The organism is Tsukamurella paurometabola DSM 20162 (assembly GCF_000092225.1).
Classification (GTDB): domain Bacteria; phylum Actinomycetota; class Actinomycetes; order Mycobacteriales; family Mycobacteriaceae; genus Tsukamurella; species Tsukamurella paurometabola.
The window spans coordinates 25,050-44,759 of sequence record NC_014158.1; the positions used below are offsets into that span (position 1 = coordinate 25,050).

General features: G+C 67.8%; 18 protein-coding genes and 1 tRNA gene. 5 read left to right on the forward strand and 14 right to left on the reverse strand.

Annotated features, from left to right (window positions below; genetic code table 11):
- Positions 1 to 6: 6 nt before the first annotated feature.
- Together TPAU_RS00130 and crgA are read right to left on the reverse strand one after the other, a co-directional pair.
- A complete protein-coding gene (locus TPAU_RS00130; protein WP_013124733.1) occupies positions 7 to 408 on the reverse strand; it encodes a PH domain-containing protein in 402 nt (133 codons plus the stop codon).
- 53 nt (positions 409 to 461) lie between these two features.
- Entirely contained in the window at positions 462 to 755 is a 294-nt protein-coding gene (gene crgA, locus TPAU_RS00135) for a cell division protein CrgA (RefSeq protein ID WP_013124734.1), read from the reverse strand.
- An 81-nt stretch (positions 756 to 836) separates the two neighbouring features.
- Here crgA and TPAU_RS00140 point away from each other — a divergent pair, with 81 nt between their 5' ends.
- The gene (locus tag TPAU_RS00140) at positions 837 to 1,478 is read left to right on the forward strand and encodes an aminodeoxychorismate/anthranilate synthase component II (RefSeq protein ID WP_013124735.1); all 642 of its coding nucleotides are present in this window, start codon (positions 837 to 839) and stop codon (positions 1,476 to 1,478) included.
- Positions 1,479 to 1,498: 20 nt separating this feature from the next.
- Here the strand turns inward: TPAU_RS00140 and pknB are convergent, their stop codons facing one another.
- From pknB to TPAU_RS00175, 7 genes are all read right to left on the reverse strand, one after another.
- Positions 1,499 to 3,493 (reverse strand): Stk1 family PASTA domain-containing Ser/Thr kinase, encoded by a 1,995-nt coding sequence (gene pknB, locus TPAU_RS00145; protein ID WP_013124736.1) that lies wholly within the window; start codon positions 3,491 to 3,493, stop codon positions 1,499 to 1,501.
- A 20-nt stretch (positions 3,494 to 3,513) separates the two neighbouring features.
- Positions 3,514 to 4,908, reverse strand: coding sequence for a serine/threonine-protein kinase (locus TPAU_RS00150; protein ID WP_013124737.1), 1,395 nt, complete (start codon positions 4,906 to 4,908; stop codon positions 3,514 to 3,516).
- Positions 4,908 to 6,422: a peptidoglycan D,D-transpeptidase FtsI family protein gene (locus TPAU_RS00155; protein WP_013124738.1), complete on the reverse strand. Its 1,515-nt coding sequence runs from the start codon at positions 6,420 to 6,422 to the stop codon at positions 4,908 to 4,910. Before TPAU_RS00155 ends, TPAU_RS00150 begins: the two co-directional genes overlap by 1 nt.
- On the reverse strand, positions 6,419 to 7,846 hold the full coding sequence (locus tag TPAU_RS00160; protein ID WP_013124739.1) for an FtsW/RodA/SpoVE family cell cycle protein: 1,428 nt from the start codon (positions 7,844 to 7,846) through the stop codon (positions 6,419 to 6,421). The genes TPAU_RS00155 and TPAU_RS00160 overlap by 4 nt, the downstream gene beginning before the upstream one ends.
- Positions 7,843 to 9,276, reverse strand: coding sequence for a PP2C family protein-serine/threonine phosphatase (locus tag TPAU_RS00165; protein WP_013124740.1), 1,434 nt, complete (start codon positions 9,274 to 9,276; stop codon positions 7,843 to 7,845). Before TPAU_RS00165 ends, TPAU_RS00160 begins: the two co-directional genes overlap by 4 nt.
- Positions 9,273 to 9,737 (reverse strand): FHA domain-containing protein FhaB/FipA, encoded by a 465-nt coding sequence (locus TPAU_RS00170; protein ID WP_013124741.1) that lies wholly within the window; start codon positions 9,735 to 9,737, stop codon positions 9,273 to 9,275. The genes TPAU_RS00165 and TPAU_RS00170 overlap by 4 nt, the downstream gene beginning before the upstream one ends.
- A gap of 96 nt (positions 9,738 to 9,833) precedes the next feature.
- Complete coding sequence (locus tag TPAU_RS00175) at positions 9,834 to 11,120, reverse strand: FhaA domain-containing protein (RefSeq protein WP_013124742.1); 1,287 nt, start codon at positions 11,118 to 11,120, stop codon at positions 9,834 to 9,836.
- 211 nt (positions 11,121 to 11,331) lie between these two features.
- On the opposite strand from TPAU_RS00175, the gene TPAU_RS00180 reads away from it, so the two are divergent.
- Together TPAU_RS00180 and TPAU_RS00185 are read left to right on the forward strand one after the other, a co-directional pair.
- Positions 11,332 to 11,417: transfer RNA gene (locus TPAU_RS00180), tRNA-Leu, on the forward strand.
- Between the two features lie 215 nt (positions 11,418 to 11,632).
- Complete coding sequence (locus TPAU_RS00185; protein ID WP_013124743.1) at positions 11,633 to 13,096, forward strand: CoA transferase; 1,464 nt, start codon at positions 11,633 to 11,635, stop codon at positions 13,094 to 13,096.
- Between the two features lie 34 nt (positions 13,097 to 13,130).
- Here the strand turns inward: TPAU_RS00185 and TPAU_RS00190 are convergent, their stop codons facing one another.
- On the reverse strand, positions 13,131 to 13,664 hold the full coding sequence (locus tag TPAU_RS00190; RefSeq protein ID WP_013124744.1) for an FAS1-like dehydratase domain-containing protein: 534 nt from the start codon (positions 13,662 to 13,664) through the stop codon (positions 13,131 to 13,133).
- Positions 13,665 to 13,840: 176 nt separating this feature from the next.
- Here TPAU_RS00190 and TPAU_RS00195 point away from each other — a divergent pair, with 176 nt between their 5' ends.
- Positions 13,841 to 14,803 carry a cyclopropane mycolic acid synthase family methyltransferase gene (locus TPAU_RS00195; protein WP_013124745.1) on the forward strand — a complete coding sequence of 321 codons (963 nt, stop codon included), beginning with the start codon at positions 13,841 to 13,843 and terminating at the stop codon, positions 14,801 to 14,803.
- Here TPAU_RS00195 and TPAU_RS00200 read toward each other — a convergent pair.
- From TPAU_RS00200 to TPAU_RS21635, 4 genes are all read right to left on the reverse strand, one after another.
- Positions 14,787 to 15,965, reverse strand: coding sequence for an MFS transporter (locus TPAU_RS00200; RefSeq protein ID WP_013124746.1), 1,179 nt, complete (start codon positions 15,963 to 15,965; stop codon positions 14,787 to 14,789). The genes TPAU_RS00195 and TPAU_RS00200 overlap by 17 nt on opposite strands.
- Complete coding sequence (locus TPAU_RS00205; RefSeq protein ID WP_013124747.1) at positions 15,944 to 16,462, reverse strand: flavoprotein; 519 nt, start codon at positions 16,460 to 16,462, stop codon at positions 15,944 to 15,946. Before TPAU_RS00205 ends, TPAU_RS00200 begins: the two co-directional genes overlap by 22 nt.
- On the reverse strand, positions 16,459 to 17,592 hold the full coding sequence (locus TPAU_RS00210; RefSeq protein ID WP_013124748.1) for a helix-turn-helix domain-containing protein: 1,134 nt from the start codon (positions 17,590 to 17,592) through the stop codon (positions 16,459 to 16,461). Before TPAU_RS00210 ends, TPAU_RS00205 begins: the two co-directional genes overlap by 4 nt.
- A 257-nt stretch (positions 17,593 to 17,849) precedes the next feature.
- Complete coding sequence (locus TPAU_RS21635; RefSeq protein ID WP_013124749.1) at positions 17,850 to 18,437, reverse strand: TetR/AcrR family transcriptional regulator; 588 nt, start codon at positions 18,435 to 18,437, stop codon at positions 17,850 to 17,852.
- 189 nt (positions 18,438 to 18,626) lie between these two features.
- On the opposite strand from TPAU_RS21635, the gene TPAU_RS00220 reads away from it, so the two are divergent.
- The gene (locus TPAU_RS00220; protein WP_013124750.1) at positions 18,627 to 19,619 is read left to right on the forward strand and encodes a zinc-binding dehydrogenase; all 993 of its coding nucleotides are present in this window, start codon (positions 18,627 to 18,629) and stop codon (positions 19,617 to 19,619) included.
- Positions 19,620 to 19,710 lie beyond the last annotated feature (91 nt).

Below are 19,710 nucleotides of genomic sequence, written 5' to 3' on the forward strand. Positions count from 1 at the left end.
GCCGCCCTAGCGGGGGCGCAGTTCCTCGAGCTGCTGAGCCACCAGCGTGGGTGCCTCGCCCAGTTCCCATCGACCGAGGAAGAGGAGATCGTCGCCGCGGGTGAGTTCCAGCAGCACGGACTCGCGTCCCCAGTGCTTCGTACTGGTCCGCTTGATCTCCAACCCGTCCCACGGGAAGTGCTTGCGGCCGAACGCGCCGCGATAGGTGACGCCCGCGGCGTCCGCGGCGAGCCGGGGTCGCAGCACCAGCACCGAAGCCCCCAGGTAGCACAGGAGCACGGCGCCGACACCCACCAGCACGATGCCGACCGGATCGTCGATCACGCCGAGGGCGGTGGCGGCGCCGAGCGCGATGCCCGCGATCAGCAGAACCACGCCGACGCTGCGCGGAGCGCTCCAGTTATCCACAGGTTCGTCCACAGCTGGGGATGAATGACATCAATGTGTTTCGCCTGGTGGGGCTACTTCCACCACATCGTCATCAACAGGCCGACGATCATCAGGCCGAAGCCGATCGCGAAATTCCACGGGCCCAGCTCGACCATCCAGTTGAGCGCCTTACCCGGTGCGCCCATCCCCGACTCGTCGGCGCCCAAGTAGTACACGAGCAGCCAGGCCAGGCCGGCCAGCATGAACCCGAGGAACAGGGCCACGAACCACCGGCCGGACGGTGCGCTGACCTTGACCGGCGTCCGCGAATCGGTCGACGCGTTGATCGTGTAATCGGTCTTCTTACGGACCTTCGACTTCGGCATGGCTTCCTTCTACCTGGGTGCTTTTCACCAGCCAGGTTATCGGATGTGCCCGGGTGACCCCACCCCAGTACGCTGAGCGACGTGCGAATCCTCGTCGTCGACAACTATGACAGCTTCGTCTTCAACCTGGTCCAGTACCTGGGCCAGCTGGGTGTGGAGGCCGATGTCTGGCGCAACGACGATCCGCGACTGGACGATCCGGCCGCGGCCGCCGCGCAGTACGACGGTGTACTGCTCAGTCCCGGGCCCGGTACCCCGCACCGCGCCGGCCAGACCATGCCGATGGTGACCGCCGCCCGCGCAGCCGGTTCGCCGCTGCTCGGCGTATGCCTCGGCCACCAGGCGATCGGCGCCGTCTTCGGCGCCACCGTCGACCGGGCGCCCGAACTGCTGCACGGCAAGACCTCGCTCGTGTATCACAACGGCCACGGCGTGCTCGCCGGCCTCCCCGACCCGTTCACCGCCACCCGGTACCACTCGCTGACGGTGCTCGAGCCCACCATCCCCGACGAACTGGAGATCACCGGCCGCACCGAATCCGGTGTGGTGATGGCCTTCGCGCACCGCGAGCTGCCGATCCACGGCGTGCAGTTCCACCCGGAGAGCGTGCTCACCGAGGGCGGACACCGGATGCTGGCCAACTGGCTGGCCGTATGCGGTTTCGAGGTTCCCGAGGCCCGCGTCGCGGAGCTGGAGCAGGAGGTGGCCGCCGCGCTCGCCTGAGCCCGGCGGCACCGTCGCTGCTAGCGGCGGACCTCGATGGTGATCGAGGCGGAGGTGTCCACGCGCGCCCCCGCATCCGGCGTGGTCTTCCAGACCTTGTTCTTGTCCCACGGCAGGTTCGACGGTGCCGTGGCCATCACCTGGATATTGCTCTCGGAGAAGCCCATCGCGATGAGCGCCGCCTTCGCCGCGCTCGGATCCTGGCCGACCAGGTTCGGCATCACGACGGCCTTCGCCTTGGACACGACGATGGTGATGTCGCTGCCCTTATCGGCGGTGGTTCCGCCCGCGGGGGTGGTGCGGAGCACCGTGCCCGCGGGTGCGGGATCGTCGACCTCCTGAACCTTGGTGGTGAAGCCCAGGCCCTTGAGATTCGCCTCCGCCTGCGAGAGCGCCGTGTTGGACACATCCGGGACCCGGACCTGCTCCTTGCCGGTGCTGACGGTGAGCACGATCGGCGTGTTCTGCGGGGTGTTGGCGCCGACTGCGGGGTTCGTGGAGACCACATCGCCCGCCTTCACCGTGGGCGAGGCCTCCTTCTTCGGGTCCTTCGCGACGGTGAATCCGGCCTTGGTGAGGATGTCGCGGGCATCCTTCTCCGAGCGGTTCACCACATCGGGCACGGCCGCGATCTTCGGACCCGACGAAACCTCGACGATCACCGTCGACCCCTCGGTGGCCTGCGAATCCGGGCCGGGGATCGTGGAGATCACCTGCTCGGCGGGCACCGTGTTATCGGGGACGCGCTTGATCTGCACGTTGAAGCCGAGCTTCTGCAGCGCGACCTGCGCGTCGCTGGCGTTCTGTCCGATCTGCGAGGGGACGGTCACCTGCTTCGCCTCATCGGGCCCGGCCAGCAGGTACGCCGTGGTGCCGCCCACCAGGATGATCGCGATGATCGCGGCCGAGATCCACAGCACCAGCCTCGAGCGGCCGCCCGAAGCGGTGGAGTGCTTCGCCCGGCCGCTCGCCGCCGGCACGGTGGCCACGGCCTCCGTGGGCCGGTCGTCGTCGCCGGTCGGTTCACCCGGCGTCCCGGCGGCGGCCGCGGGAACGGCTGCCGCGGCCGCGGCGGCTGCGGGAGCGGCCTTCGCGGCCCGACGGGGCTTCGTGGGCTCGGTGAGCAGCGCATCGCGCTCCTCGTCGCTGAGCACCATCGGCGCCTCGGGCTTACGCCCCGCGAGCACCCGGATCAGGTCCTGCCGCATCTCACCGGCGGTCTGGTACCGATTCGCCGGGTTCTTCGACAGCGCCTTGAGCGTGATCGAGTCCAGCTCGGGCGGCACCGTGTCCAGGATCGACGACGGAGTGGGCGGGTCCTCCCGCACGTGCTGGTAGGCCACCGACACCGGTGAATCACCCTGGAACGGCGGCTGTCCGGTGAGCAGCTCGAACAACACGCAGCCGGCCGCGTACACATCCGAGCGGGCATCGACGGACTCCCCCCGCGCCTGCTCGGGCGAGAGGTACTGCGCGGTGCCGATCACAGCGGCCGTCTGCGTCATCCCCGCCGACGGATCGCTCATCGCGCGGGCGATGCCGAAGTCCATCACCTTGATCTCGCCGGTGCGGGTGAGCATCACGTTGGCCGGCTTCATATCGCGGTGCACGATCCCGTTGCGGTGGCTGAAGTCCAGCGCCGCACACACATCGGCCATCCAGGTCATCGCCGCCTGCGGGGCGATGGTGCCGTCGCGACGCAGCACATCGCGCAGCGTCTCGCCGTCGACGTACTCCATCACGATGTACGGCAGGGGCCCGCCGGGAGTGTCCGCCTCGCCCGTGTCGTACACCTGCACGATCGTCGGATGATTCAGCGAGGCCGCGTTCTGCGCTTCGCGCCGGAACCGCTCGTAGAAGCTCGGATCCCGCGCCAGATCCGCGCGCAGGATCTTGATCGCCACGTCCCGCGACAGCCGGGTGTCCCGCGCCAGGTGCACCTCGGACATGCCACCGAACCCGAGCGTTTCGCCCAGGTCATAGCGGTCGTTGATGCGACGCGGCGGGGTTGTCATCGGTTGTCGTCCGTTATCCGTTAGTTCCTGCAGGGGAGGGGGATTCCGAGGATGCCGGTGCACGTCGGCGTGGTCGTCGGCTCACCGCCGGTGATCGGCGGATCCGAGGTCGTCGTCGGCGGCGGAGTGGTGGTGGGCGGCGGGGGCGGCGGGGATGCCGTCGACGTCTCCGTCACCGTTCGGGTCGGCGGCGGGGGAGCCTGTGTGGTCTGCCGCGCCGAGGTGGCCGCACCCGTGGGCGGCGGCGCCGTCAGGGTGGGCTCCGTCGGCGTGGTCGGGGCCGGATCGTCGCCCCCGCCGCTGATCAGCAGGTAGCCACCGATGATCGCGGCCGCGGCGAGCAGCAGCAGCACCGAGACACCGAGGATCGTCTTCTGGCTCCTGGTCCAGCCGTCGCTGTCGTACTGCGTGGGCGTCGCGGCGGCTGCGGCCCGCGGAGTCGGCGACGAGTTCCGGTTACCGGTGACCGGCTGCGGACCCGGGCGCGGCTGCGGGGGAACCACCGTGGTGGCGGCGGTCGCCGCCTCCCGCGAGGCCGCGGTCGCGCCGCCGGTCCAGCCGCGCGGCATGGGCGGACGCTGGCCCGCCTTCACCGTGGCGACGGCGTCGGCGAACTCGCCGCCGTTCGCGTAGCGCTGCCGAGGATCCTTGACCAGCGTCAGCGTGATCAGCTCCCGCACCGGTGCGGGCAGGTCCGGCGGCAGCGGGTCGGGCTGGTCCCGGATGTGCTTCATCGCGACCGTGATGGCACCGTCGCCCGAGAAGGGGCGCTTTCCGGCGAGGCATTCGTAGCCCACCACACCCAGCGAGTACACGTCCGACGCAGCGGTGGCGTCCTCGCCCGAGGCCTGCTCCGGCGAAATGTACTGGGCGGTGCCCATCACCATGCCGGTCTTGGTGACCGGTGCCGCGTCGACCGCCTTGGCGATACCGAAGTCGGTGATCTTCACCTGGCCGGTCGGCGTGATCATGATGTTGCCCGGCTTGACGTCGCGGTGCACCAGACCGGCGCTGTGCGCGACCTGCAACGCGCGACCGGTCTGCTCCAACAGGTCCAGGGCCTGCGCCTCGCTGAGGTGACCCAGGCGCGAGAGCACGGCGTTGAGCGGCTCGCCGTTGACCAGCTCCATCACCAGGTACGCCAGCGGGGCGCCACCGGCCTGGTCCTGCGTCTCGCCGTAGTCGTAGACCCCGGCGATACCGGGGTGGTTCAATGCGGCCGTGGTGCGCGCCTCGTTGCGGAACCGGGCCAGGAACTCCTGGTCCTCGGAGAACTCGGCCTTGAGCACCTTGATCGCCACGCGGCGGTCCAGCCGCGTGTCCATCGCCTCCCACACCTGACCCATACCGCCGGTGGCGATGAGCCGGAGCAGTTCATACCGGTCGGCGATTATGGAGCCCGTCTGCAGACTCATCAGTTCCCCTGCCCGTTCACCGCGGCGCCTATCACCGCACGTCCAATGGGCGCCGCGAGCGACCCACCGGTCGCCTGCTCGCCCTGATTTCCACCGTTCTCAATGATGACCGACACCGCGACCTTCGGGTCGTTGACCGGGCCGTACCCGATGTACCAGGCGTGCGGCGCCTCGCCGCCCTTCTGGCCCTCGGAGTGCTCCGCGGTGCCCGTCTTCGACGCGATCGAGACGCTGCCTCCCGAGCCCTTGGTGTTGCGCTCCGAGGCGACCATCAGCTCCCGCATCTGCGCCGCGACCTCCGGGCTCAGCGCCTGTCCCTGCCGCTTCGGGGAGGTGGTCGCGATCGTGGAGAGGTCGGGCGACTGCAGGCTGTCCACCAGGTACGGCTGCATCCGGATACCGCCGTTGGCCAGGGTCGCCGCGATCACCGCGTTCTGCAGCGGGGTCAGCGCCACGTCGAGCTGACCGATCGCCGACTGCCCCACCTGCGCGGGGTAGGACAGCGGGCCGGTCACCGACTGCGACACGGGCAGCGGGATGGGTTCGGGCGAGCTGTTCACGCCGAAGTTGTTCGCCATCTGCTTGATCGCCTCTCCTCCGTCCTGCATCTTCTGGGTGGACAGGTCCACGAACGCGGTGTTGCACGAGTACTGGAACGCCTGCAACAGGCTGACGGTACCGCCCGACGAATCCGGGCACGTCATCCCTGCGTAGTTCTGCAGAGTGGTGCCACCGCCGCCCGGGAGGGTGATCTGCTTGTCGGCGGTCAGGCGGGTGTTCAGATCGATCCCGCGGCCCTGGCTCAACGCCGCCGCGGTGGTGATCACCTTGAAGGTCGAGCCGGGCGGGTACAGCTGCGATGTGGCCCGGTTCAACATGGGCTGATCGGGATCCTTGGTGAGGTTCTGCCAGGCCGCGCTGACCACGCTCGGATCGTGGGAGGACAGCGGGTTGGGGTCGTAGCTCGGGGTCGAGACCATCGCGAGGATCTTCCCGGTCTGCGGTTCCATCGCCACCACGGAGCCGTGGCAGGGCCCCTTGGCGCCGCACGCCGAGATCAAGCGCTCGTAGGCGATGCGCTGCATCACCGGGTTGATCGTGGTGACCACGTTGCCGCCGCGCGGATCGCGACCGGACAGGGTGTCGACGATGCGCCGGCCGAACAGGCGGTCGTCGCTGCCGTTGAGGATCGATCCCTCGGCGTGCTCTAGCGCACCGGCGCTGTAGACCATGGAGTAATAGCCGGTGACGGGGGCGTACGCCGGCGCGAGGTCCTTCGGGTAGGTGCGCAGGTACTTGTACCGGTCGTCGGTGGGCACCGACTGGGCCATCACCTGGCCGCCCGCGAGGATCGAGCCCCGCTGGCGCGAGTACTCGTCGAGCAGGACCCGCTCGTTGCGCGGGTCGGAACGGAGCTCGTCGGCCTTGAAGACCTGCACATAGGTGGCGTTCGCGAGGAGCGCGACCACGAGCAGGACCACGACGACGGAGACGCGGCGGATCGGTGTATTCATACGCGCTTCACGATCTCGGTGGGCCGGTCGGGGACCGGTGCACCGGGCTTGCGCGTGACCTTGGGTTCACGAGCCGCGTTCGAGATCCGCAGCAACAGGGCGATGAGTGCGTAGTTGGTCAGCAGCGACGAACCGCCGTAGCTGACGAAGGGCGTGGTCAGACCGGTCAGTGGGATCAGCTTGGTGACGCCGCCGACCACCACGAACAGCTGGATCGCGACAGTGGACGCGAGTCCGGCGGCCAGCAGCTTGCCGAAGCTGTCGCGCACCGTCAGGCTGATCCGGAAGGCGCGGAAGATGAGGATCAGGAACAGCATCAATACCGCAGCGAGACCGATGAGGCCCAGCTCCTCACCGATCGCCGAGATGATGAAGTCGGTCGACGCGAAGGGCACCATGGTGGGCCGGCCGGAGCCGAGGCCGGTGCCGGCGAGACCGCCCGTGGCCAAGGAGAACAGTGACTGCGCGGGCTGGAAACCGATGTCCTCGTAGTGGTCGAAGGGGTGCAGCCACACTTCCACGCGCACCCGCAGGTGGCTGAACAGGAAATACGCGGCTACGGCGCCGACCACGGCCAGTGCCAGGCCCACGACCACCCAGCCGACGCGCTCGGTGGCGATGTACACCATCGCGAGCACGGTGAAGAAGATCAGCAGCGGGGTGCCGAGGTCGTTGGCGTAACCCAGCACCGCGAGGGCCACGATCCACACCAGCAGGAGCGGTGCCAGGTCGCGGGGGCGGGGTAGATCGATGCCGAGCACGCGCCGTCCGGCGGTGGTGAACAGGTCGCGCTTGGACACCAGGAAGGCCGCGGTGAAGATGATCAGCAGGATCTTGCTGATCTCGCTCGGCTGGATGCTGAACAGCGGCGTCTTGATCCAGTTCTTGGAGCCGTTGATCTCCGACAGGCTGGCGGGCAGCAGCGCGGGCAACGCCAGGAGGATCAGGCCGACGAGGCCGATCGTGTACGCGTATTTGGCCAGTGTGCGGTGATCGCGCAGCAGCGCGAGGATCGCGACCAGCACGGCCACACCCATCAGCGTCCACAGGATCTGCTGATTGGCTTCGTTGATCTCCTGGATCCGGCCGTTCTCGCCGTGCGCGCGACCCAGGTCGAGCCGGTGGATCAGTACCAGTCCGAGCCCGTTGAGCAGGGCCACCACGGGCAGGATCAGCGGGTCGGCGTAGGGCGCGAACCGGCGCACCGCCACGTGCGCCGCGGCGTACAGCACGACGAACGCGACGACGTACTTGGCGAGATCCCAGCTGATGGTCTGCTTCTGGGCCCACTCGACGATCGCGAGCGACGCGCCGGTGATCACCGTCGCGGCACCGAGCAGCACGAGTTCCCGTGAGCGGGATCCGCGGTTCGGGTCGAGCGCGAGGCCGCTTCCGGGGGTGTTGGTAGCGGTTGCGGACGTCACGACGGGCCCCCACGGCAGGGCTCGTCGGGCGTGGAGGTCTGCGTGACCACCTTGGTCTCCGGCGGCGGCGGGGGCGTGAGGGTCTCACCGCCCGGCGGGGGCGGGGTAGCGGCCGGAGGCGGCGCCGGAACGGGGATGATCTCGGTGCTCACGCGGCACCGGGGGATCAGGTTGTCCTTCTCGGTGAGTGCACGCGCCTGGTTGCGGGCATCGTCGATCGAGCTGGCGTAGGGCAGCCCGTCGAGGTTGGCGCGGCCGCGCGGGGTGAGGTCCTTGGTGGTGAGGGGGGTGCAACCCATCGATGCCGCGCCCGCGGTCCCGTCGCCGCCGGGGGAATCGGCGAGGCAGACGACCTCCTGCTGGTCGTGCAGCGATTTGCCGAGGAGGCTGACCTTCACACCGCGATAGATGGCGATGGTGCCGTTGTCGGTGGCGCCCACGTAGTAGTTCGAGTTCACCACGGAGCGGGTGGCGATCACGCCGACGGCGCCGCCGATGAGCAGCACCAGCAGTACGCCGAGGGCGATCCACTTGCGGCGTGGGCCGCGCTCGGGTTCGTCGTCGACCTCCTGTGCCACCACCCGACGGGGCGCCTTCCGCGGGGGGCGCAGCGCGGCGGCCCGTCCGGCGGCGGTGTTCGACGGCGGTACGTAGTCCTCGTCGTCCTCGTTGGCGGCGCCGCCCACGATGGGACGGCTCTGGCCGAAGCTGGTGTCCTCGACGCGAGCCACCACCACGGTCACGTTGTCGGGGCCGCCGGAGCGCAGCGCCAGTTCGATCAGCTTGTCGGCGGCGGCGGAGCAGTCTTCGACGGCGAGCTCGAGGGTGTCGCCGATGGTCTCGTCGCTCACCACGTCGGACAGACCGTCCGAGCACAGCAGGTAGACGTCGCCGGCCTTGGCCTCACGGAGAGTGAGGGTGGGTTCGACCTCGTGGCCGGTGAGGGCCTTCATGATCAGGGAGCGCTGCGGGTGCGTGTGCGCTTGTTCGGCGGTGATGCGGCCCTCGTCGACGAGGGTCTGGACGAAGGTGTCGTCCTTGGTGATCCGGGTGAGCTGGCCGTCGCGCAGCAGGTAGCCGCGGGAGTCGCCCACATGGATCAGGCCCAGCTTGGAACCGGCGAACAGGATCGCGGTGAGCGTGGTGCCCATACCGTCGAGCTCGGGATCCTCGGCCACCTGATCGGCGATGGTCTCGTTGCCGGCGACCATCGCCTCCTCGAGGGTGCCGAGCAGGTCGCCGCCGGGCTCGTCGTCGTCGAGCGGGGCGAGCGCGGTGATCATCAGCTGCGAGGCGACCTCGCCGGCGGCGTGGCCGCCCATGCCGTCCGCGAGCGCGAGCAGACGGGGACCGGCGTACACCGAGTCCTCGTTGTTGCTCCGCACGAGGCCGCGGTCCGAGCGCGCCGCATAGCGCAGGATCAGACTCACGGGCGCAGCTCGATCACGGTCTTGCCGACGCGCACCGGGGTGCCCAGTGGCACCCGGGTGGGCGTGGTGACCTTGTTGCGGGCCAGATAGGTGCCGTTCGTGGAGCCCAGATCCTCGACGTACCAGTCGTCACCGTCGCGGGCGAGCCGCGCATGCCTGGTGGACGCGTAGTCGTCGTTGAGCACCAGCGTGGAGTCGTCGGCCCGGCCGATCAGCACCGGCTGCTGGCCGAGTGTGATCCGGGTGTTGGCCAGAGGTCCGTGCGTGACCACCAGGTATTTGGCGGTCTTGCTTCCGCGCTGGAAGAGGCTGCCCCGCGGCGGCTTCGCTTCCTTCTGCTTCGGCCGCAGGCCGGAGGCGAGCCGGGCGTCCGACCGCAAGGCGTTGATCACCAGCCAGACGCACAGCCACAGCAGTAGTAGGAAGCCCGCGCGAGTGAGCTGTAGGACGAGTCCTTGCACGGTGCCTCCCTCCGGGCAATGATGCGCATATTCGGCTGGCGCCGCCCGGTCGAGCGGCGCGTGGACGGGTCGGCTGAGGCGAACCCGAGGTGAAATCTACTGGAATCGCACCACGATGTCGGAGTGCCCGACTCGGATGCGGTCACCGTCGGCGAGCTCCCAGTTGGACACCGGAACGTCGTTGACGGAGGTGCCGTTGGTGGAGCCGAGGTCGTTGAGCACGGCCGCGTAGCCGTCCCAGCGGATCTCCACGTGCCGGCGGGAGACGCCGGTGTCGGGGAGCCGGAACTGTGCGTCCTGGCCGCGGCCGATCACATTCGCCCCCTCGCGCAGCGCGAAGGTGCGGTTGGAGCCGTCCTCCAGGTACAGGGTCACGCTCTGCGGCTGCTGGTAGCCGCCCTGCTGGCCGTAGCCACCCTGGTCGTAGCCGGGCTGGGCGTAGTTCTGGTCGTAGCCGGGCTGCTGCTGGTAGCCGCCCTGGTCGTACGCGGGCTGCTGGTAGCCCTGGTCGTACCCGGGCTGCTGCTGGTAACCCTGGTCGTAGCCGGGCTGGGCGTAGTTCTGACCGTAGTTCTGGTCGTACGCGGGCTGCTGGTAGCCCTGGTCGTAGCCGGGCTGCTGCTGGTAGCCGCCCTGGTCGTACGCGGGCTGCTGGTAGCCCTGGTCGTAGCCGGGCTGCTGGTAACCCTGGTCGTACCCGGGCTGCTGCTGGTAGCCGCCCTGGTCGTACGCGGGCTGCTGCTGGTAGCCGCCCTGGTCGTACGCGGGCTGCTGGTAGCCGCCCTGACCGTAGTTCTGGTCGTAGCCCTGCTGGGCGTAGTTCTGGTCGTAGCCGCCCTGCGGAGGCTGCTGACCGTATCCCTGCTGGTCGTAGCCCTGCTGTTGGTAGCCGCCCTGGTCGTCGTACTGCTGTCCGCCGTGCCGACCCTGGTCGTATCCGGGGTTGTTGGTCATCGAATCGGCTCCTGATTCTGCAGGTGGTCGCTGGGGTACAAGGTTCTGTGGGACCGCATCGGGATCGACGGTGCCGCGCGCCCGAAATTGTCCGGTATGCAGTTGTGGTGACTGCTCGAAGTGAACGACCACGTCACCATAAGTCTGCCAGCCGTTGTCATGGATGTATTCGTCCAGGTGCTTCGAGAACGCCCGGATGGCGAGATCGCGGTCCGCTTCGAAGGTCTGTTGGTCGGTGGGTGAGACCGCGATGACGTACTTGTTCGGGACCAAGTAGGCACCGTCGCCGAGTGGCTGCAGCGCGTCTTCCGCCTCCCGCTGGAGGGCCGCCTCAACTTCTTGGGGGACGACCTTCCCGCCGAAGACGCGAGCGAAGCCGTCTCCGACGGCGCCTTCGAGCTTGCGCTCGAACCGTTGCAGGATTCCCATACGACTTCCTCCCTTCCTCAGCGTGTCGTGTGCCGGTTCTGACCAATCGATGATAGCGGCGCAGACGGCACGACGGAGTCAGCGTAACCCCATTCGTCCCAACCGTCCCTTTGGTAGCACGGCCGCGAGGGTGGGGGCAAGGGATGTCCCCGCTGGTAGCGAACCGATTTCGCGCCGTGAGAATCCTCGTGTTAGTCTTCTTCGGTCGCTCGGGCGAGTGGCGGAATGGCAGACGCGCTGGCTTCAGGTGCCAGTGTCCTTCGGGACGTGGGGGTTCAAGTCCCCCTTCGCCCACCACGAGCAGTTCCACGAACTGCCGGACCCGGGGTCACGAACGCAGAAGAGTTCGCGGCCCCGGGTTCTTTCGTTTCCGGTCGCCCGCGGTCTCCGTGTCTCCTCGGTTCTCGGAATCCGGCCGGACACACCAGACTACTGTCACTGATCGTCGCAGTTCGAACGCGATGTGCGGGTACTCCCATTGACAACCCATGTATCCGGCGTGTGCTCAGTCCATGACTCCGAACCGATTGACCGCACCCCCCGATATCCACACCGATTTCGCGGCACTTCTGGCCGGAGTCGGCCTGAACGCCGCCGATACCGGCGGCAGGGTCTCCTTCACCGGCGCCGACCCCATCGTCCCCAGCCGGCACCGATTGGGCGCCATCATGGCCATGGGAATGATGGCCCCCGCGGTCGCGACGCAAATCCTCTACCGCATGCGCGGCGGATCGGCGCAAGATCTTTCCGTCGACCTCAGACAGGCCGTCGCTCACATCAACCCGATGTACAACTTCACTCCCACCGCCGGTGGATACCCCTACTACTCACCGGTCGCCACCATCGGCAAGGCTCTGGGCTTCGGCATCTATCCCACCAAGGACGATCGCTGGTACCTCCCCACCGCGGTCTATCCCCACATGTTCCGCGACTGGGTCGCGCTCCTGCAGACCGGTGTCGACGCCGAGTCCGTCGCCCGGGCCATCTCCGGATGGAACGCCCAAGACCTGGAGGACGCTGCCGCCGAGCGCGGCATGGTCGGCACCATGATCCGTACTCCCGAGGAATGGCTCGCCCATCCGCACGGCGCCTACCTCAGCGATGTCCCGCTCATCGAGATCATCAAGATCGGTGACAGCGCGCCCGAGCTACCGCTCCTCGCCGATCCGGCTCGCCCTCTCTCCGGCATCAAGGTCGCCACCATGACCCACGTGATCGCCGGTCCCGTCGCCGCACGCACGCTCGCCGAACAGGGCGCCCAGGTACTCGATCTCGCCCGTCCGGACCCCGAGATCGACCTGATCCTCCTCGATACCCACCTCGGATTCCGCTCCACCTACAGCGATCTCCGCCAGCAGAGGTATCTCGATCAGACGCGCAGGCTGATCGATGACGCCGATGTCGTCATCGAGAACTACCGCGGCCGCAAGATCGCAGACTTCGGTCTCTCGGCCGAAGCGATCGCCCAATCCCGGCCCGGAATCGTTTACGCGTCGGTGCGCGGATTCGGTTGGGACGGACCATGGTCGGATCGCGGTGGATTCGATATGGATGCCAATTGCTGCACCGGATATGCAACTCTCGAAGGCGGCGATGGGCCGCCGAAGCTTCCGCCGACGGTGATCCTCAACGACTACCTCGCCGGGTACCTCACGGCGCTCGGTGTGTTGGCCGCGCTCAAGCTCCGAGCCGAGCGCGGAGGCAGCTACCACGTTCGTACGTCACTGTCCCGCTTCTCCATGTGGTACTCGCAACTCGGGGTCTTCGACCAGTCCTACGTTGACGAGATGACGCAGCATCCCGATCACCAGCCCGTACCGCCGCAGACCTACGACTTCACCGGCGCGTACGGGCGGCAACATCGTCTGGCGCCGGGAATCACCTACGCCACGACACCGGGAGGTTGGCGTATTCCGGACCACCCCGTGGTCGTCCCACTCGGAGCATCCGAGCCGACGTGGTTGCCGCCCTATTGATGCCGGTTGCCACACGGTTGCATGATCAGCCCGGTCAACCGGCGGTGGCCGTGTAGGCGTCGCTGTCGGACGGTCCCGTCCCGGTCAGCATGATCTGGTCCGCCACCGCGTCGAGATCCACTCCTGGTCCCGCGGTGGCGGAATGGGCGATCGTGATCAGGGCGGCCAGGTGGGCAGCATCGTCGGCATAGGCGGTCACCTCGATGGCGATCACATCGGTGTTCGCCTTGACGATGTGCGATGTCAGTCGTGCGCCGAAGCTGATCCGCTGGCCGATCCGCAGGGGCCGGACCGTGGTGAACTGCTGCGCGGCGTGGACGATGCGGGACAGATTGCAGTTCGGGATCGCCCGGCTCACGAGGATGGCGGCCGCGTCGAACATGGGGCCCGCGAGCAGTGTGATGGGGACCGGGGTGTCGGTGGCCAGGATTCCGCGGGCTCCGAACGGGACGTGGGGATCGCGAACGGCCCGGGCGAACCCGCGCACGCCCTCCGCGCTGATCTCGTAGGCATCGGGATACCAGATGTCCCAATCGACGGTTTCCGATCGTATCTGCGGCGCGGTCACACCATGTTTCTAGCCGATTCGAGCGACGATGGCACCCCGAAGAATTGTCGTACACAGAAATCTAATAACTCACGGCGCGAACGGTGTTCGCGTCGTTTACCGTGGGCCACGATCGTATCGGCGAGACGCCGATGAGCGACAAACCCGTATCGTTTCGACGCCCTAAGGACGTGGCCATGCCGAACCTCGATCCGCACTTCGACGACGTCCAAGCGCACTACGATTTGTCCGACGACTTCTTCCGCCTATTCCTGGACCCGACGCAGACGTACTCGTGCGCGTACTTCGAGCGCGACGATATGACGCTGGAGGAGGCGCAGCTCGCCAAGGTGGATCTCTCCCTCGGCAAACTGGATCTCAAGCCCGGCATGACGCTGCTGGACGTGGGGTGCGGCTGGGGAACCACACTGATCCGCGCCCTCGAGAAGTACGACGTCAACGTGATCGGCCTGACGCTGTCGAAGAACCAGTACGAGGCGGTCAGCCGCAGGCTCGGCGAGGTGCAGTCCGAGCGTTCGGCGGAAGTCCGCTTGCAGGGCTGGGAGGAGTTCGACGGTGCCGTGGACGCGATCGTCAGCATCGGCGCGTTCGAGCATTTCACCCACGAGCGGCACCTCGCATTCTTCGACCGCGCCTTCGACATCCTCCCGGCCGGAGGCCGGGCCATGATCCACACGATCATGACCTTCGGTATGGACACCTTCCGGGGCGAGAGTCGGGTGACCCGTGCGGATTTCGACTTCTTCCGGTTCATCCGGACCGAGATCTTCCCCGGCGGGGAACTGCCGATCACCAAGTACTTCCCGCTCCTCGCGGAGATGGGTGGGTTCGACGTGACCCGGATTCAGAGCCTGCAGCCGCACTACGCGAAGACCTTGGACATCTGGGCGGCGAACCTCGAGGCGGCACGCGAGCAGGCACTGCACATCCACCCGCAGTCCGTGTACGACACGTACATCAAGTACCTGACCGGATGCGCCGATGCGTTCCGGCGCGGCCTCATCGACGTGCGTCAGCACACCTTGGTCAAGCCGGAGCACGATGCCCGGCACAGGACCCTCGACGAGGTGCTGGCCATGCATCCGGAGGTCGACGCGGCCGCGGGTACCACCGCGGCGCGGTTCATCCCCTCGCGCTAGGAGCCGCCGCGCCCGGTCCCGGCACGGACGCGAGCGCCCGCCTGACCCAGAGCCCCGCGCAGACGGACATGCTCCCGAAGGATACGAACGCCACGGTGGGCACCGGGGAGCGTCCGGAGATGAGCAACGGTGCGGCCCAGGACAATACCGCCGTTGCCACCCAGTTCGCCGTGGTCGCGGCGCCGATCGTCCGCCCGGGCCGTTCCGGCGGAGCCAGGTCGGTGATCGCGGTCCAGGCGAGCGCGCCCCACGTGGCCGGAAAGACGATCAGGACCACCGCGGTAGCCGCCGCGAGGCTCGCCAGCGATTGGAACTGGAAGGCTAATCCGATCGCGGTCATCGAGACCGCGAGAGAGATCGCGCCGGCCTGGAGCAGCGGCACCCGTCCGTATCGATCCGCGAGGTGGCCGGCCGCGACACACGACGCGATGCTCACCATGCTGATGCCCAGCAGCAGGGCGGTTGCCGTCGTCTCCGAGGCACCCACCTGCTGGAGGACGGTCGGAGCGTAGTAGACCAGCACGCTGATACCGGTGAGCTGCTGCAGGACCGCGATGGCGACCGCGGGCCACCTGATCGTGCCCCCACGCCCCGTGGGCACGCCCACCGGCCTGGTCGGGATCCGGGCGGCGATCGCCTTGGCGTTGAACAGCACGATCGCCGGGGCGATGGACCCCAGTAGCAGAACGATCACGGTGGCGTCGGCGCCGAAGGCGATCGTCGCAGCGGTCGCGCCCGCGTAACCGGCGGCGATCATCGCTTGGTGCAGTGCGGTGTAGCGCCCGGTGGCCCCGGGCGGAGCCAGGAGTCGGAGGAACAGCGGTGTGAGGGCGGCCATCGCCCCGATACCGGCGCCCAGAAGCAGGCGCGCCCCGATCATGACCTGATAGTTCGGTGCGCAGGCGGAGGCGACGGAGCCGGTGATCAGTGCCAGGTTCGACACCGTGAGCGCCGTGATCGGGGTGACCCGGTCCGACAACTCGCCCGCCACCAGTGCGGAGACAGTGGCCGCGGCCGGTAGTGCGGCCGTGGTGAAGCCGAATTCCGTGGCGGTGAGGTTCCATTGCCTAGCCAGGTGCCCCAGCGCAGTAGCGGTCGAGCCCAGGTCGTATCCGAAGGTGAACGAGCCCAGAGCGACGATCAGAGCGATTCGCGCAACCATGCCAGTGCCTTGTCGAATTCGCGGTCGAAGGTCTCATCGTCGGCGTCGCCCGTCGGTGCTACCCGTATCCCCATGGTGGAGAGCGCCGTCATGCTGAGCGGTAGTTGGGGGTGTGTCATGTTCGCCTCGTGGAATCGGGGCACGAGTGCGACGGGGAGTCCGGATCCGGCCAATTCACAAACCTTGCCGACGGGGATCGTGTCGGTGACTCCGGTCGCGATCTTGTTCAGCGTCGCGAACGTCACTGGAACGCCGACCGCCGCGTGCGCAGGCGGCAGGGGATCGGGCTCGAACGGTGAGCGTGGACCGGACCGGACCGGGTGTCCGGTGCTCTCCTCCAGATGCCGCAGTTGGTCGGAGGTCAGCCACGTCGCCGCCGCTTCGCTGAGGATGACACAGGCCGCCCACCCGGCCTCCTGTGCGCGATCGACCCACTCGTGCATCTGCAGTACCGGAGGTGAGGCACAGCCGATCAGATACAGCGTGGGGCGACTCATGTGAGGGATCCTAAAAGGTTGCGGCAGAGGCGTTCGAAGTCGGCGGGTACGGAGCCCCCGTTCATGAGTGTGCGCATCAGGGCCTGCGCATCCGGATGCAGCAGCTGCGCCGGAGCGATACGCGATACCTCGATCAGGTGCGAGCACGCAGCCGCCGGCTGCTCGTTCGCGACGAGGAGTGCCAGGTCGAGACGGAAGTGGGCCTGCCGTTCCCGCGACAGCTCACCGAGGGCGGGTGAGTCGAGCAGCCGCTGGGCCAGGTCCCGGCTCTTTCCGTACCTCCCCAGCCGGGAGTAGACATCCATGTAGTGCAGTCCCACATTGGCGGTGCAGAATCCGGTGCCGGCGGTGTCGTCGCGGGGAAGCCGTTGCGCCGTCGCATCGGCCCGGGCCAGAAGCGAGAGGGCGCGGTCGCCGTCGGCGGCGGCCGCCGCCGCCACCGCACCCTGCAAAAGAGCCGCGCCGTATACGGAGCTGGAATCCAGGTCGCGCCACTGCTCGCTGACCGTGGTGACCAGGGTGGCGGCCGCGGCCGCCGATTCGGGGATCCGGGAGAACGCAAGGGCGTAGGCCTCGACCGCGAGAAGCTGGGAGTGCCGATCGGTGGCCGATTCCAATGATCTGTCCGCCGCCCTTCCGGCGAGATGGATCGCACCGTGCTTGAAGGCCGTGTACGTGACGAGGCGATACACCTCGGACTTCAACGCCGATGCACCGCTGGTTCGGTGCACGTCGCGGATCAGTCCGGGCAGCGCATCGGCCAGCTGTACGTACTGCGCGTTCGCGTAGGCGTGGTGCGACCACCGCAGTTGTTTGCGAATCGGTGTCACATCGGAATCCTCCGGTGTCGACAGCGGCGCGCACGCAATGCTTTCCTCGATCTGTTCGAGGTTCCGACCGGCGGACCGGTCCGGTTCCTGATCGTTGCGTATCAGGATCGAGAGGGGAACGCCCAAGGCCTCGGAGACCTCGCGGAGGACGCTCAACCGTGGGTCGCTGTGGCGTTCGCTTCCCTCCAGTTTCTGGATCCACGACTTCGACCGGGACATCCGGTCCGCCAGATCCTGCTGCGACATGCCCCGTCGTAAACGCCAGGCTTTGATGCGTTCACCGAGAGTGTCGACCGTCATCGCCGCCCCCTCTCGCTCATCGTCCCCCGCGCGCGTGTCGTGCCGTCGAGGCCATCTTCCCCGGAGCGGACGGGGCACGCAGAACGAGCAGGATCCGGAGAGCACACAGAACGTGTGTCCGGGCCCGCGGGCGGGCCTTTAGGCTGGTCACTGACGGCGGCCACGGTGCTGGGGTCCTGTGGCGTCGTGACCGCGGATCGGAGACGCGTGCTGTGACCCGTTCGCCGGAATGGGGCGAACGGTTCACGGCGGCGGATCTACTCCGACCCGATCTCCCGACCCACGCGCCGCGGCCGCACACGGACGAGCCTGCCGGCGAGATAGCTCTCGATCGTGTCCGTGAGCCCGCCGGTCGGGGCAGCCCGAGACCGGGTCATGGCCTCGCCGACGACGATCCGCCAGATCCAGCGCACGGTCTCCGCCGTCCCTTCCTCGTCGAAACCGAGCTCGCCGATACTGCGGGCCAGACCGTCCAGGTGGTTCGCCATGAACTCTTCGACCCGGATGTGGCCGTCGAGGATGCCCGACAGCGCCCAGGCGTGGGCGCAGAGGAACCGGACCATCGCCTCGGAGGTCTGCACGGTGCGCTCGTAGGGATCGTTCGACGGTGCCCCCTGCAGGTAGGCCGCCACGCTGTCGTGCTCGCTGGCGATGAAGCCGAGCAGCTCGTTCTTCGATTCGAAGTAGTAGTAGATCCCCATGGGGCTGGTGCCCAGTCGGTCGGCGAGGCGCCGCATGGAGAGCTTGGTGTATCCCTCGCGCGTCACGATCTCGATCGCCGTCGCGACGATCTTGTCCCGGTTCAGCCGAGGCGGCCGGCCTGGTCGGCCCGTCGTCGTCTCCATCGCCCGCATCGCCTCCTGGTCGCGGATCCGCTATCACCCTGTATTCGGTGCCGAAGCGGCGATGGATGGGAGGAGATGTGTTCGGTCGCGCTCGCGACGAAGCCGCCGGCAGACCGTCGTACGTCGGTGGCGTGCTCCGGGCGTGAGCTGGACGTAGCATCGGGGCGGGCGAAAGGGAGGGTGGATCCGATGGGTGACGAGATGCGGGCGATCGTGGTGGACGAGCCCGGTCCGCCCGAAGTGCTGCGACTTCGTCGTCGTGCGGTGCCGGTCCCGGCCGCGGGCGAGGTGCTGATCCAGGTGGAGGCGTTCGGCCTCAATCGGTCGGAGGTGCACTTCCGAAGCGGTGTGGCCACGAGTGGATCGTTTCCGCGGATCCCGGGCATCGAGGCGGCGGGAATCGTCGTCCTCGCGCCGGGCGGGGAATTCGCCGTGGGCACCCAGGTGGTCACCATGATGGGCGGAATGGGCCGGGAGTTCGACGGGGGCTACGCCGAGTACGTGTGCGTGCCTGCGGGCCAGGTCATTGCGTTCGTCAGCGATCTTCCGTGGGAGCAGATCGGTGCCGTGCCCGAGATGGTGCAGACGGCCTACGGTTCCCTGCACACAGGGGTACGGGCTCGACCCGGGCAGTCGCTCTTGGTGCGAGGGGGGACCTCGTCCGTGGGAATGGCACTGATCGTCCTGGCCAAGACGGAGGGGATGACGGTGTACGCCACGACGAGACGAGCCGGGGCGCGCGAGCTCCTCCTGGACATCGGTGCCGACGAGGTCTTCGTCGACGACGGCGAGGTGGCGCCCGCGGTTCGTCACGTCGCGGTCGACGGGGTCGACGGAGCGGTCGAACTCGTCGGTGTGAACGTTCTGAAAGACACGTTGCGTGCTGTCAAAAGCGGTGGAACGGTGTGCTTCACCGGCATGGTGTCGGGCCGCTGGACGATACCGGATTTCTATCCGATGGACTGGCTTCCCAATGGCGTACGACTGACCTCCTATTCGGGCGAGTCGTCGGATCTGCCACCGTCGATCCTGCAGGACTTCCTCGCGGCAGCGGAGACGGGCGCGGTCCGGATCCCCGTCGGAAAGGTGTATCGCCTGGAGGACATCGTGCAAGCGCATCGCGATATGGAGGCCGGTGTCATCGGGGGGAAGGCCGTCGTGCGGGTCGACCGCTCCGACTAGTTCGCTCACCTTCGTGATCGCGTTCGAAAGTGCACCTCAGATTCACTACGTACACGTAAGCAAACTGCGCAAAAATGCAGTGCAGCAAGCG

Excerpts from the sequence above, each read along its gene's own strand:
- crgA (WP_013124734.1), bottom strand. The coding sequence starts at position 755 with ATGCCGAAGTCGAAGGTCCGTAAGAAGACCGATTACACGATCAACGCG.
- pknB (WP_013124736.1), bottom strand. The coding sequence starts at position 3,493 with ATGACAACCCCGCCGCGTCGCATCAACGACCGCTATGACCTGGGCGAA.
- TPAU_RS00155 (WP_013124738.1), bottom strand. The coding sequence starts at position 6,422 with ATGAATACACCGATCCGCCGCGTCTCCGTCGTCGTGGTCCTGCTCGTG.
- TPAU_RS00210 (WP_013124748.1), bottom strand. The coding sequence starts at position 17,592 with ATGACGGTCGACACTCTCGGTGAACGCATCAAAGCCTGGCGTTTACGA.
- TPAU_RS00200 (WP_013124746.1), bottom strand. The coding sequence starts at position 15,965 with ATGGTTGCGCGAATCGCTCTGATCGTCGCTCTGGGCTCGTTCACCTTC.
- TPAU_RS00195 (WP_013124745.1), top strand. The coding sequence starts at position 13,841 with ATGCCGAACCTCGATCCGCACTTCGACGACGTCCAAGCGCACTACGAT.
- TPAU_RS00150 (WP_013124737.1), bottom strand. The coding sequence starts at position 4,908 with ATGAGTCTGCAGACGGGCTCCATAATCGCCGACCGGTATGAACTGCTC.
- TPAU_RS00185 (WP_013124743.1), top strand. The coding sequence starts at position 11,633 with ATGACTCCGAACCGATTGACCGCACCCCCCGATATCCACACCGATTTC.
- TPAU_RS21635 (WP_013124749.1), bottom strand. The coding sequence starts at position 18,437 with ATGGAGACGACGACGGGCCGACCAGGCCGGCCGCCTCGGCTGAACCGG.
- TPAU_RS00220 (WP_013124750.1), top strand. The coding sequence starts at position 18,627 with ATGGGTGACGAGATGCGGGCGATCGTGGTGGACGAGCCCGGTCCGCCC.
- TPAU_RS00175 (WP_013124742.1), bottom strand. The coding sequence starts at position 11,120 with ATGGGAATCCTGCAACGGTTCGAGCGCAAGCTCGAAGGCGCCGTCGGA.
- TPAU_RS00205 (WP_013124747.1), bottom strand. The coding sequence starts at position 16,462 with ATGAGTCGCCCCACGCTGTATCTGATCGGCTGTGCCTCACCTCCGGTA.